The 12,742-nt window shown below is 48.6% G+C and carries 13 protein-coding genes; 11 read left to right on the top strand and 2 right to left on the bottom strand.

Going from position 1 to position 12,742, the window contains the following annotated elements; genetic code table 11:
• Positions 1–14 precede the first annotated feature (14 nt).
• The gene (locus BHV73_RS02030) at positions 15–695 is read left to right on the top strand and encodes a DUF5715 family protein (protein WP_087412954.1); all 681 of its coding nucleotides are present in this window, start codon (positions 15–17) and stop codon (positions 693–695) included.
• A gap of 448 nt (positions 696–1,143) precedes the next feature.
• Here the strand turns inward: BHV73_RS02030 and BHV73_RS02025 are convergent, their stop codons facing one another.
• Entirely contained in the window at positions 1,144–2,658 is a 1,515-nt protein-coding gene (locus BHV73_RS02025; RefSeq protein ID WP_164470633.1) for an NAD(P)H-hydrate dehydratase, read from the bottom strand.
• 104 nt (positions 2,659–2,762) lie between these two features.
• On the opposite strand from BHV73_RS02025, the gene BHV73_RS02020 reads away from it, so the two are divergent.
• From BHV73_RS02020 to BHV73_RS02010, 3 genes are all read left to right on the top strand, one after another.
• Entirely contained in the window at positions 2,763–4,301 is a 1,539-nt protein-coding gene (locus BHV73_RS02020) for a peptide MFS transporter (protein ID WP_087412952.1), read from the top strand.
• Between the two features lie 40 nt (positions 4,302–4,341).
• Positions 4,342–4,878, top strand: coding sequence for a hypoxanthine phosphoribosyltransferase (gene hpt / locus BHV73_RS02015; protein WP_009122639.1), 537 nt, complete (start codon positions 4,342–4,344; stop codon positions 4,876–4,878).
• Between the two features lie 62 nt (positions 4,879–4,940).
• Positions 4,941–5,513, top strand: a complete 573-nt coding sequence (locus BHV73_RS02010) for an adenylate kinase (protein WP_009122640.1) — start codon at positions 4,941–4,943, stop codon at positions 5,511–5,513.
• 69 nt (positions 5,514–5,582) lie between these two features.
• Here BHV73_RS02010 and BHV73_RS02005 read toward each other — a convergent pair whose 3' ends face one another.
• Positions 5,583–6,146: a helix-hairpin-helix domain-containing protein gene (locus BHV73_RS02005; RefSeq protein ID WP_022219859.1), complete on the bottom strand. Its 564-nt coding sequence runs from the start codon at positions 6,144–6,146 to the stop codon at positions 5,583–5,585.
• A gap of 168 nt (positions 6,147–6,314) precedes the next feature.
• On the opposite strand from BHV73_RS02005, the gene obgE reads away from it, so the two are divergent.
• The 7 genes from obgE (at position 6,315) to BHV73_RS01970 (ending at position 12,741) form a co-directional block, all read left to right on the top strand.
• Positions 6,315–7,496, top strand: a complete 1,182-nt coding sequence (gene obgE / locus BHV73_RS02000) for a GTPase ObgE (RefSeq protein WP_022219858.1) — start codon at positions 6,315–6,317, stop codon at positions 7,494–7,496.
• Positions 7,493–8,305 (top strand): peptidoglycan editing factor PgeF, encoded by an 813-nt coding sequence (gene pgeF, locus BHV73_RS01995; RefSeq protein WP_087412950.1) that lies wholly within the window; start codon positions 7,493–7,495, stop codon positions 8,303–8,305. The genes obgE and pgeF overlap by 4 nt, the downstream gene beginning before the upstream one ends.
• A gap of 20 nt (positions 8,306–8,325) precedes the next feature.
• Entirely contained in the window at positions 8,326–8,991 is a 666-nt protein-coding gene (locus BHV73_RS01990) for a B3/B4 domain-containing protein (RefSeq protein ID WP_087412949.1), read from the top strand.
• 138 nt (positions 8,992–9,129) lie between these two features.
• On the top strand, positions 9,130–10,113 hold the full coding sequence (locus tag BHV73_RS01985; RefSeq protein WP_022219855.1) for a PhoH family protein: 984 nt from the start codon (positions 9,130–9,132) through the stop codon (positions 10,111–10,113).
• 45 nt (positions 10,114–10,158) lie between these two features.
• Positions 10,159–11,103, top strand: a complete 945-nt coding sequence (locus BHV73_RS01980) for a phosphoribosylaminoimidazolesuccinocarboxamide synthase (RefSeq protein WP_009122647.1) — start codon at positions 10,159–10,161, stop codon at positions 11,101–11,103.
• A gap of 122 nt (positions 11,104–11,225) precedes the next feature.
• Entirely contained in the window at positions 11,226–11,963 is a 738-nt protein-coding gene (gene ubiE / locus BHV73_RS01975; RefSeq protein WP_009122648.1) for a bifunctional demethylmenaquinone methyltransferase/2-methoxy-6-polyprenyl-1,4-benzoquinol methylase UbiE, read from the top strand.
• 31 nt (positions 11,964–11,994) lie between these two features.
• Positions 11,995–12,741, top strand: coding sequence for a shikimate dehydrogenase family protein (locus BHV73_RS01970; RefSeq protein WP_087412976.1), 747 nt, complete (start codon positions 11,995–11,997; stop codon positions 12,739–12,741).
• The last annotated feature ends 1 nt before the right edge of the window (position 12,742 follow it).

Here is a 12,742-nt window from a genome sequence, read left to right as displayed (position 1 = left end):
ATTCAGAATTAATTATGTATAGCAAAAGCCGTTTTATCTCTCTGTTTTTATTGGTAAGCATAGCGATGACCTGCTGTCTGGCAGGATGCAAGAAAAAAGATATGTCCCTCAAACTGAACGAGCCGCGCAACATACGGGGTGTTATCAGTTACAAACGTTCTTTCGGTGATTTGAATGAAAGACATCTGAAAGTAGCTCAGGCTATCGGTATTCGTCCGTTGGCATCGCGCGAGGAAGCGGAAAGGATGAAAGAAAAGCTGCAACATATCACGACGAATGATTTGTACGCAGTCGATTCATTGACGCATTCCATTCCGTACCTTATTCCGGGAGCGGCTGCCCTACTCGATACAATCGGTTATAACTTTCTTGACTCTCTGACTGCCAAAGGGCTGAACCCGAACAAGATTACGGTTACTTCCGTGCTGCGTACGAAAGACGATGTGAAACGTTTGTGCCGCCGCAATGTCAATGCATCCGAAAATTCCGCCCATTTCTACGGTACTACGTTTGACGTCAGTTGGAAACGCTTTCAAAAGGTAGAGGATGAGGACGGACGCCCGTTACAGGATGTCAGCTCGGATACGCTGAAACTGGTGCTGTCCGAAGTATTACGCGACTTGAAGAAAGCAGAGAAATGTTACATTAAATATGAACTGAAGCAAGGCTGTTTCCATATTACTACAAGAATGTAAAAATGCAAATCTGTTAGTATATAGTATATTAAGACTTTGATATAAACTAATTCGCAACATTTACTTATACTTACTTTAGAATATCGGGGCATTAAAATATCAATATTAACAGGCAGTTTACAAAAAGAAAAAACAACATACAAACAAAAGCCTGACTTCCTCCCCCTAAGGCTGAAAGCCTTTTATCTTATAGCCCGGGGTAACACCCCGGGTACAGATGGTCTATTATATTTGCGCCCTGTAAGGGCAAAAGATTCGTATGTGTATCTTTTGCCCTTACAGGGCGCGATATCAATTACCCGGACATTCCCGGGGTGTTACCCCGGGCTATAAGATAAAAGCCTTTCAGGCTTAGAAAAATCATCATAGATCGGCACTATCCACTATTGTGTGCGAATAGGAAACTCCGGAATTCAAACTTTATAGGGACTGTCTATAAATGAAACCATTATTTCTCCTCCAGCATCCGCCATGCCGGTGGCAAGCAAGTAACAATATCCCCTGCCGTCATCCCCATTACCCCGTGCTTCTTGCAAGCAATATCTCCAGCCAGACCATGAACATAAGCAGCCATACGTGCAGCAGTTTCCGCATCGTATCCCTGTGCCAACAAGGCCAGTACAACACCCGTAAGCACATCACCGCTACCTCCTGTTGCCATACCGGGATTTCCGGTAGGATTAAACCAGCACTTTCCCGACGGTGCGATAACAACGGAATAAGCTCCTTTTAATAGAATGTGTACTCCGGCACTCCTTGCCAGTTCGCGGGCTTTCGTCAGGCGTTCGTACGAGTTCTGGCATTTCCCGACCAATCGTTCCAGTTCTTTGGGGTGCGGAGTAAGAATACTGCCTTTGGGCAAACGGCCGATGTAACTGCGATGTTCTCCCAACAAGTTCAACGCATCGGCATCCACCACCATGGGCGTCTGACAAGATTCTATCTGTTCCAGCAAGGCGGCTTCGGTATCTCCCGCCTTTCCCAATCCGGGACCGATGCCCACTGCCTGATAATCGTCCGTATCGGTGGCGCATGAGAAGCGCACATCATTTATGTCTATTTCCGTCATGGCTTCCAGAACGGAAGTCTGCACGATAAAGTTATTACAGAAAGGAATATGAACCGTCAGCAACCCCACCCCGGAGCGCAGACAAGCACGTGCCGCAAGTACCGACGCTCCTGCCATTCCTTGTGAACCGGCTATCAGCAAGGCACGTCCGAAATTCCCTTTATGAGCGAACTTACCACGCGGTTTCAGCATTGACGCCACATCCTCATGTTCCGTCAATGCAAAATCCGTTTCCTTTTCCTCTATGGCTTCCTCGCTCAAACCGATATCCAACAACTGCCATTCACCCACAAACGGCGCGTTCTCGGCAAAGAGAAATGCCAGTTTCGGCAGTTGCAGGCTTAACGTCAGGTCTGCACGGATAATATTGGCCTGGATATTATAGGTATTATCCTCTCCCATCAAGCCGGAAGGCACATCAATGGCAACTACCGTAGCCGGAGACGTATTGATGTACTTCACTACCGCAGCGAAGCCCCCGCTCAAAGGCTTGTTCAGTCCGCTGCCGAACAATCCGTCTACCACCACGTGCTCTGCCGTCAGTACCGGCGGCACGAATTGCGTGGTTATCTCATGGAAATCTATTCCGGCAACTCCCGCCAGGCGTTCTTTATTCGTTTCGCAATCGGGCGACAACGTACCTTTGGTATTGAAAAGATATACCTCTACCCGACAGCCCCGTTCCGCCAGCAGACGTGAAACAGCCAGCGCGTCTCCGCCATTGTTGCCGGGTCCGGCAAATACCGTAAAAGGAGTTTCCGCACTCCAGCGTTCGGACATCGCCCGCGCCAATGCCCGCGAAGCGCGCTCCATAAGGTCTATGGACGAAACAGGCTCATTCTCTATCGTATAGGCGTCCAACTCTTTTAGTTGGATGGTAGGAAATATTTTTATCATCGCAGCTTATTCATTTAAGTTACGAGCAAAGGTACAAAAAATAATAACTACTTTTGCAGCCTGAAACATACAAAGAAACAAAGACAATAAACACACAACCAATGAGTACATCCAAACACCCTAAAGGACTTTATCTTATCTTCGCCACCAGCACCGCAGAACGTTTCAGCTACTATGGCATGCGGGCCATCTTCATTCTGTTCTTAACGCAAGCGCTGCTGTTCGACAAGGAGCACGCCGCTTCCATTTACGGCAGCTACACCGGGCTGGTTTACCTCACCCCGCTCATCGGCGGGTACATTGCCGACAAATACTGGGGTATCCGTCGTTCTGTTTTCTGGGGAGCCATGATGATGGCCGTAGGACAGTTCCTGATGTTCTTCAGCGCTTCCATGCTGGATACCGGTCAACTGTCGCACTGGTTGATGTATGGCGGCCTTACTTTCCTTATACTGGGCAACGGATGCTTCAAGCCGACAGTATCTTCCCTCGTGGGACAACTGTACGAACCGGGAGACAGACGGTTGGACTCCGCTTACACCATATTCTATATGGGCGTTAACGTCGGCTCCTTCCTTGCGCCGCTGGTTTGCGGCTATTTCGGCGAAACCGGTAATCCGCACGACTTCAGATGGGGCTTCCTGATTGCCGCGATTGTCACCGTGTTTACAGTCATACTTTTCGAGACACAAAAGAACAAATACCTTATCGGGCCCGACGGCAAACAGCTCGGCATCATTCCCGACGCTAAAAAGGAACAGCCGCAAGTGACGAAAACAGCCGCTCAATCCGCCATAGACAGCCACAAGAAGAAACGTAATTATCTCCTTCTGGGAGTATTGGCGATAGCGCTTGCCGCCTTCTTCTACCGGTGCTTCGGCAACGATTGGATCAGCATCGGTATTTTCACCGCTTGCATCGTCTTTCCCGTCAGCATCCTGCTGGAAGGCTCGCTTACGAAGATTGAACGCGACCGTATTTTCGTAATCTATATCATCGCTTTCTTCGTCATCTTCTTCTGGGCGGCCTACGAACAGGCAGGCGCCTCATTGACGCTCTTCGCTTCCGAGCAGACCGACCGCGTTATCCTCGGCTGGGAAATGCCGGCTTCCTGGATACAATCATTCAATCCTTTCTTTGTCGTGATACTGGCAGCCCTCATGCCGGGAGTATGGGGATTCCTCAACAAACGGGGAATGGAACCCGCCTCTCCTACCAAGCAGGCTATCGGCTTATTACTCCTGTCTTTGGGCTATCTCGTCATCTGTTTCGCCGTAAAGGACGTGCGGCCCGGGGTCAAGGTAAGCCTCATCTGGCTGACGGGACTTTACTTTATCCATACAATGGGTGAAATTGCGCTTTCCCCCATCGGCCTGTCCATGGTGAACAAACTCACTCCTATCCGCTTTGCCTCGCTGATGATGGGCATATGGTATCTCTCTACCGCCACGGCCAACAAGTTTGCGGGTACGCTGAGCGGCCTTTATCCCGAAGCCGGAAAAGTGAAAACATTGCTGGGCTACCGCATCGAAACGATGTATGACTTCTTCATGGTATTCGTTGTGATGTCCGCCACCGCATCGCTTATCCTCTTCCTGCTTTCAAAGAAATTACAGAAGATGATGCACGGAGTGGAATAAAATCACTATTTTTGCGCCAACTTTCTAAAAACTCCTATTTATGGATACCATACAAATAAAAGACAAGATGTTCACCGTTTCCATCAAGGAACAGGACATATTGAAAGAAGTAACCCGTGTAGCGAACGAAATCAACCGCGACCTGGCCGGTAAGAATCCGCTTTTCCTGAGTGTGCTGAACGGCTCGTTCATGTTTACCTCCGACCTGATGAAGCGCATCACCATCCCTTGCGAAATTTCTTTCGTGAAACTCGCCTCTTACCAAGGGGTATCTTCTACGGGAGTTATCAAAGAAGTTATCGGCATTAACGAGGATATTTCCGGCCGTACAATCGTTATCGTCGAAGACATCGTAGACACAGGCCTCACCATGCAACGCTTGCTGGATACCCTCGGTACACGCGGTCCTAAGGACATCCATATCGCCTCGCTGCTGGTGAAACCCGATAAGTTGAAAGTAGACCTGAACATCGAATACGTAGCCATGAACATCCCCAACGACTTTATCGTGGGCTATGGTCTGGACTATGACGGATTCGGACGCAACTATCCCGACATTTATACGGTAGTGGACTGAACCGGAGAAAAGGTATTGGAAGAAGGTATTAAATTGTAAATCATAAAATAATAGCTAAACAAATGTTGAACATTGTAATTTTCGGTGCTCCCGGTTCAGGAAAGGGAACACAAAGCGAGAGAATTGTAGAGAAGTACGGCATCAACCACATTTCTACGGGAGACGTGCTCCGTGCAGAAATCAAAAACGGTACCGAACTGGGCAAAACAGCCAAAGGCTACATCGACCAGGGACAACTGTTGCCGGACGAACTGATTATCGACATCCTGGCAAGCACGCTGGACAGCTTCAAAGAGAGCAAGGGTGTTATCTTCGACGGTTTCCCCCGTACCATCGCACAGGCGGAAGCATTGAAGAAAATGCTGGCCGAACGCGGACAGAGCGTAAACATCATGCTGGACCTCGACGTGCCCGAAGATGAACTGATGAAGCGCCTCATCAAACGCGGACAGGAATCAGGCCGTGCCGATGACAACGAAGAGACCATCAAGAAACGTCTTACCGTATATCATTCGCAAACAGCTCCGCTGATTGACTGGTACAAGAACGAAAAGCTGTATGCGCACATCAAAGGTATCGGCGAACTGGAAACGATTACGGCAGATGTTTGCAAAGCGATTGACGCTGCGAAATAATATTTGATATCAAAAGCAGATACATTCAACGCAAATTACGCGAACCGCTACGGATGATTATTTAGATGATTATTTATCCGTGCGGTTCGCGTAATTTATATTGTTTCCTGCATCAGCGGTCAGCCGTTCCACCATTTTACATAGATTCGCCTCGTTCTGTTCGTCCGAGACAGTGGGGTCTTTCACAAAATACCTGCAAGGCAAGTCCGGACAATCACCGCAATTCTTTTTCCTCCTGGTACGGCAGCAGTCGTAAATGCGGCAGACATCATCACCCGTATACCGTAACCAGAATACTTTTCCTTTTATTTTCCTGCATCCTCCGCACTCCAACGGGAAAGAAGCACACTCCACACAAACCGCACCGCAGGGAGAAGGTTCGACAAAGTCATCTTTCCAGAACCACCATTTACACTTCATCGGGTCGGGATGCTCGGTATTTACAAAGTATTCCACTGCACGATAAAGGTACAACTGGCAGCGGTCGAGAGTGCAACCGCGCAACCGGCACTCCCCGGCATAAAGTTCTTCGGCGCTCTTGCCACGCAACGAGGCGATAGTGGGATACCCCATCAGTATCAAGTCCTGTTCGGTGCAGGCGCCTACATTGGGAATCGTTCTCAGTTCACTCATTAAGATTATTATATCAGGATGTAAATCAATCGATGAACAAAAATAACGTTATCAGTCCATCCAACCAAACAAATCACAACCCAAATTTGAGCATATCGCCTGAAATCACTAATTTTGCGCCTGTTATCCCGATGGTAACAATAAAGAAACCTAAAAGAAAACAAGAATATGGCTGAATCGAATTTTGTTGACTACGTAAAAATCTATTGCCGTTCCGGTAAAGGCGGCCGAGGCTCCACGCACATGCGGCGTGAAAAATACATTCCTAATGGAGGCCCCGACGGAGGTGACGGAGGACGAGGCGGCCACGTAATTCTTCGCGGCAACCGTAACTACTGGACATTGCTGCATCTGCGCTACGACCGCCACATCATGGCCGGGCACGGAGAATCGGGTTCCAAGAACCGCAGTTTCGGCAAGGACGGAGAGGACAAGGTAATCGAAGTGCCCTGTGGAACAGTAGTGTACAATGCCGAAACCGGTGAATACATTTGCGATGTAACCGAGCATGGCCAGGAAGTCGTTCTGCTGAAAGGCGGACGCGGCGGATTGGGCAACTGGCACTTCAAGACCGCTACCCGTCAGGCTCCCCGTTTCGCACAGCCGGGCGAACCGATGCAGGAAATGACGGTTATCATGGAGTTGAAGCTGTTAGCGGATGTAGGTTTGGTAGGTTTTCCCAATGCAGGAAAGTCGACACTGCTCTCGGCCGTATCTTCGGCAAAGCCGAAAATCGCCAATTATCCCTTTACCACACTGGAACCCAACTTGGGGATTGTGTCTTATCGCGACGGCAAGTCATTCGTGATGGCGGATATCCCCGGCATTATCGAAGGCGCAAGTGCAGGCAAAGGTTTGGGACTTCGCTTCCTGCGCCACATCGAACGCAACTCGCTGCTGCTGTTCATGGTTCCGGCCGACAGTGACGACATCCGTAAGGAATATGAAATCCTGTTGAACGAATTGCGTACCTTCAACCCCGAAATGCTGGACAAGCAACGTGTGCTTGCCATTACAAAATGTGATATGCTGGATCAGGAACTGATGGATGAAATAGAGCCTACGCTGCCCGAAAGCATCCCGCACGTATTCATTTCAGCCATATCCGGCTTGGGTATCTCAGTCCTGAAAGATATTCTGTGGGAAGAGCTGAATAAGGAAAGCAACAAGATAGAAGGTAAGATTGAAAGCATAGCCCATCGTGCCAAAGACATGAGCCATCTGAAAGAAGAACTGAAAGATGAAGGTGAGGACGAAGACCTCGGCTACGAATATATCGACGACGAGGACATTGAAGACCTCGAAGATTTTGAATACGAAGAAGAGGACTGGGAGGATGACAAAAAATGATTTCTCTTACAGAAGATAAAAGAATGTTGGGATATGAGGCGCTTGCCCCGTATCCCGACATTTCTTGTTTTGTAACCACCCGGCATGGCGGATGCAGCGTCGGCAACTATGCTTCTTTCAACTGCACCCCTTACACCGGAGACGATACGGAGTGCGTACGCAAAAATCAGGAAGCGTTGCGTGCCGCATTGCCTGCATACCCGCAAGAACTCATTATTCCTTTTCAAACTCATAGTACCGACTCACTCGTCATCGACGAAACTTATCAGCATACGACATGCAGTGAACGGCACTCCATGCTGCAAGGTATCGATGCGCTTATTACCGACATGCCCGGTTACTGTATCTGTATCTCTACCGCCGATTGCATTCCCATATTATTATATGATAAGCAGCATCGCGTTGTCGCCGCAGTTCATGCCGGCTGGCGGGGTACGGTAAATCGCATTCTTGCGAAAACGCTCCACCGGATGCAGGCTGCTTACGGCACGGAAGGAAAAGACATCATAGCCTGTATAGGTCCGGGCATCTCCCTCGCATCTTTCGAGGTGGGCGATGAAGTATACGAGGCTTTCCGTACTGAGAGTTTTCCAATGGAATACATATCCGTATGGAAGCCCGAAACGCACAAACACCATATTGATTTATGGGCAGCCAACCGTCTTCAACTCTCCGATTTCGGAGTACCGCCCCGGCAAATAGAGAACGCGGGTATCTGTACTTACGAACAGCATGAGGATTTCTTTTCGGCACGACGGCTGGGCATCAAGTCGGGACGCATACTGTCGGGAATAATGATAAATCAATGATTAATGTTTAGTGATTAGCCATGTATAACATTACCGTATCAGAAGAAATTAAGAAAGCCTGCCCTGTCTTTAAAGGCGCAGCCGTATACGCAGAGGTTACCAATAGCGTATTCAGCCAAGGGCTTTGGGACGAGATAAACGCCTTTACAAAAGAGCTGACTACTACCACACAGCCTGACGACATTAAACAGCAACCCGCCATTGCCGCCACCCGTGAAGTCTACAAACGTTGCGGAAAAGACCCGAGCCGCTACCGCCCCTCGGCCGAAGCATTACGCCGCCGTCTTATGCGGGGATTGGAGTTGTATCGGATTGACACGCTGGTAGACCTCATCAACCTTGTTTCCCTTCGTACCGGATACTCCATAGGCGGTTTTGACGCAGACAAGATACAAGGAAACAACCTTGAACTCGGCGTCGGGCGTGCGGAAGAACCTTTCGAGGGCATCGGACGCGGAACGCTGAATATCGAAGGACTTCCCGTATACCGTGACCTGACAGGCGGCATAGGCACTCCCACCAGCGACAACGAACGTACCAAAATGGGACTGGAAACCCGTCATATCCTCGCTATTGTAAACGGTTACAGCGGATGCGACGGACTGGCGGAAGCTGCCGGAATGATACAGGAGCTCCTGCGGAAATATGCCGCTTCCGACGGTGGAACGGTGCACTACTTTGACTAAGTGGCAACTTCGGAAACGATGTCACTATCAAGCCCGGTACAAAAAAATAACATACAGAACTCTCCAAGTATTCAAACGTTTCACTACATTTGCAAAACGTTTCACTTGAAAAAAAGAATTGAACTTTAAAACATATCAATGATAGAAAAACTGATTGTTCTTGAGGATATCGATCCGGTAATCTTTTACGGCGTAAACAACGCCAATATGCAATTGATAAAAGCTTTGTATCCCAAACTCCGTATCGTTGCCCGCGGCAATGTCATCAAAGTCCTGGGAGACGAAGAGGAGATGTGCGCGTTTGAAGAAAACATCACCAAGCTTGAAAAGTATTGCGCCGAATATAATTCTCTGAAAGAGGAAGTTATCATTGATATTATCAAAGGAAACGCCCCGCAAGCGGAAAAGTCCGGCAACGTCATCGTGTTCAGCGTAACGGGAAAGCCCATCATACCGCGCAGCGAAAACCAGTTGAAGCTGGTCGAGGCTTTCGCCAAGAACGACATGGTGTTTGCCATCGGCCCGGCCGGTTCGGGCAAAACCTATACGGCTATCGCCCTTGCCGTACGTGCGCTGAAAAACAAGGAAATCAAGAAAATAATCCTCAGCCGCCCCGCCGTAGAGGCCGGAGAGAAGCTCGGATTCCTGCCCGGCGACATGAAGGATAAGATAGACCCCTACCTGCAACCGCTTTACGACGCATTGCAGGATATGATACCTGCCGCCAAACTGAAAGAATACATGGAGCTGAACATCATCCAGATCGCTCCCCTCGCTTTCATGCGCGGACGTACGCTGAACGACGCCGTAGTGATTCTGGACGAAGCGCAGAACACTACCACCCAACAGATAAAGATGTTCCTTACCCGCATGGGCATGAATACCAAAATGATTGTCACGGGAGACATGACGCAGATAGACCTTCCCCAATCGCAAACTTCCGGATTGGTGCAAGCGCTCCGCATCCTGAAAGGCGTGAAAGGTATCAGTTTCATCGAACTGAACAAGAAAGATATTGTACGCCACAAACTGGTTACTCAGATTGTGGAAGCCTACGAGAAGTTCGACAAAGAAGCGAAAGCGGAACGGGAGAAACGGAAAGCAGAAAAAGCAGAACAATAGCTCCCTGCATAAACAGAAAATATTCAACTTATAAATATCACAAAAATGAAAGCATTAACAGCAACAGATTTCAACTTTCCCGGACAGAAGAGCGTCTATCACGGAAAAGTGCGTGATGTGTACAACATCAACGGTGAAAAGTTAGTTATGGTCGCCACCGACCGTATTTCAGCCTTCGACGTAGTATTGCCGAAAGGTATTCCTTTCAAGGGACAAATGCTGAACCAGATTGCAGCCAAGTTCCTCGATGCCACTACCGACATCTGTCCCAACTGGAAGATGGCTACTCCCGACCCTATGGTGACAGTGGGTGTAATGTGCGAAGGTTTCCCGGTTGAAATGATTGTACGCGGCTATCTCTGCGGCAGCGCATGGCGTGCCTACAAGAGCGGTGTCCGCGAAATCTGCGGTGTGAAGCTGCCCGAAGGCATGAAAGAGAACCAGAAGTTCCCCGAACCTATCATCACCCCGACTACAAAAGCTGAAATAGGCGAGCATGACGCCGACATCTCCAAAGAAGAAATTCTTGCCAAAGGTCTTGCCACTCCCGAAGAATACGCGGTGTTGGAGAAGTACACAATGGCACTCTTTAAACGCGGAACGGAAATCGCCGCAGAGCGCGGTTTGATTCTTGTCGATACCAAATACGAATTCGGTAAGCACAACGGCACCATCTATCTGATGGACGAAATCCATACTCCTGACTCCAGCCGCTATTTCTACTCCGAAGGTTACGAAGAACGCTTTGCCAAAGGCGAGCCGCAAAAGCAGCTTTCAAAGGAATTCGTACGCGAATGGTTGATGGATAACGGCTTCCAGGGCAAAGAAGGACAACAGGTTCCGGAGATGACAGACGAAATCGTAACTTCCATCAGCGAACGCTACATCGAGTTGTACGAACACATCACCGGTGAAAAGTTCGTCAAAGAAGATACAAGCAATATCGCCGAACGTATCGAAAAGAATGTAACGGAATACTTAAAGAAATGAAGAATGAGGAGTGAAGAATGAAGAATTGCTATGCAGCATTATAGTACTATAATGCGCAGCCATGTTCTTCATTCTTCATCCTTACTTATTCATCCATAAATTCTTAATTCTTCATTAAAAACATGGCTTACCCGCAAGAACACATCAAGCCTTACGGTAATGATGGCAAGAAGAGCGAACAGGTCGAGGAAATGTTCGACAACATCGCGCCCGCTTACGACAAGCTGAATCATACCCTGTCGATGGGCATAGACCGCAGTTGGCGTAAGAAAGCGATTAATGCGCTCCGCCCTTTCAACCCCCGGCGTATCATGGATGTAGCGACCGGAACCGGTGATTTCGCCATACTTGCCTGCCGCGAACTGCAGCCCGATACGCTGATAGGAACCGACATATCCGAAGGCATGATGAATGTGGGACGCGAAAAAGTAAAACAGGCGCAACTCTCGGACAAGATTTCCTTCGCCCGGGAGGATTGCACCTCTCTCTCATTTGCCGATGAAAGTTTTGATGCCGTGACCGTAGCGTTTGGTATCCGCAATTTCGACGGACTGGATAAAGGACTGTCCGAAATGTGCCGTGTACTCGTGCCCGGCGGGCATCTCGTGATACTGGAACTTTCCACTCCGGACCGCTTCCCGATGAAGCAACTCTTTACCGTCTACTCCAAAGTCGTCATACCTCTACTCGGCAAATGCATCTCGAAAGACAACAGCGCTTATACCTATCTGCCCCAAAGTATCCGTGCCTTTCCGCAAGGTGAAATTATGCAAGGGGTAATCCGCAAGGCAGGATTCAGCGAGGTACGCTTCAAACGATTGACTTTCGGAATATGTACCTTATACATTGCTAAGAAATAGTCACTTAATTCCCCCTTTAACACACTTGGATATGCAGAAATACGGTCTAATCGGCTACCCGCTGAAACATTCGTTCTCCATCGGCTACTTCAATGAGAAATTCAAAGCCGAGAACATTGACGCAGAGTATGTAAACTTTGAGATTCCCCGCATCGAGGACTTCATGGAAGTGATTGAGGAAAATCCCAATCTCTGCGGACTGAATGTAACCATCCCTTACAAAGAACAAGTTATCCCCTACCTCGACGAGCTGGATAAGGATACTGCCAAAATAGGTGCGGTCAACGTTATCAAGATTGTCCGTCTCCCCAAAGGCAAAGTCAAACTGATAGGCTGTAACTCGGACATTATCGGATTTACGCAATCCATCGAGCCATTGTTGCAACCCCATCACAAGAAAGCATTGATTCTGGGTACGGGCGGTGCATCCAAAGCAGTATATCGCGGTCTGGAAAACTTAGGGATAGAAAGTACTTTCGTATCACGTACCAAAAAGGACGACAAATTCCTTACCTATGAGGAACTGACTCCGGAAATAATGGCTGAATATACAGTCATCGTCAACTGTACCCCCGTCGGCATGTTCCCCAAAGTGGATTTTTGCCCGAACATACCGTACGAACAACTTACACCCAACCATTTGCTCTACGATTTGTTATATAATCCAAATGAAACACTCTTCATGAAGAAAGGCAAAGCCCAAGGGGCCGTCACCAAAAACGGACTCGAGATGTTGCTGCTGCAAGCCTTTGCCGCATGGGAGATTTGGAATAGGTAAC

The sequence above is a fragment of the Bacteroides sp. 44_46 genome (genome assembly GCF_001915465.1).
Lineage (GTDB): Bacteria > Bacteroidota > Bacteroidia > Bacteroidales > Bacteroidaceae > Bacteroides > Bacteroides clarus.
Note: the sequence above shows the minus strand (reverse complement) of the source record. Positions and strands in the feature narration are given on the sequence as shown.

What these genes read in the sequence shown, in the direction of transcription:
- BHV73_RS02010 (WP_009122640.1), top strand. Translation starts at nt 4,941, where the DNA reads ATGTTGAACATTGTAATTTTCGGTGCTCCCGGTTCAGGAAAGGGAACA.
- ubiE (WP_009122648.1), top strand. Translation starts at nt 11,226, where the DNA reads ATGGCTTACCCGCAAGAACACATCAAGCCTTACGGTAATGATGGCAAG.
- obgE (WP_022219858.1), top strand. Translation starts at nt 6,315, where the DNA reads ATGGCTGAATCGAATTTTGTTGACTACGTAAAAATCTATTGCCGTTCC.
- BHV73_RS01990 (WP_087412949.1), top strand. Translation starts at nt 8,326, where the DNA reads ATGTATAACATTACCGTATCAGAAGAAATTAAGAAAGCCTGCCCTGTC.
- BHV73_RS01980 (WP_009122647.1), top strand. Translation starts at nt 10,159, where the DNA reads ATGAAAGCATTAACAGCAACAGATTTCAACTTTCCCGGACAGAAGAGC.
- BHV73_RS02030 (WP_087412954.1), top strand. Translation starts at nt 15, where the DNA reads ATGTATAGCAAAAGCCGTTTTATCTCTCTGTTTTTATTGGTAAGCATA.
- BHV73_RS02005 (WP_022219859.1), bottom strand. Translation starts at nt 6,146, where the DNA reads ATGAGTGAACTGAGAACGATTCCCAATGTAGGCGCCTGCACCGAACAG.
- BHV73_RS01985 (WP_022219855.1), top strand. Translation starts at nt 9,130, where the DNA reads ATGATAGAAAAACTGATTGTTCTTGAGGATATCGATCCGGTAATCTTT.
- hpt (WP_009122639.1), top strand. Translation starts at nt 4,342, where the DNA reads ATGGATACCATACAAATAAAAGACAAGATGTTCACCGTTTCCATCAAG.
- pgeF (WP_087412950.1), top strand. Translation starts at nt 7,493, where the DNA reads ATGATTTCTCTTACAGAAGATAAAAGAATGTTGGGATATGAGGCGCTT.
- BHV73_RS02020 (WP_087412952.1), top strand. Translation starts at nt 2,763, where the DNA reads ATGAGTACATCCAAACACCCTAAAGGACTTTATCTTATCTTCGCCACC.
- BHV73_RS01970 (WP_087412976.1), top strand. Translation starts at nt 11,995, where the DNA reads ATGCAGAAATACGGTCTAATCGGCTACCCGCTGAAACATTCGTTCTCC.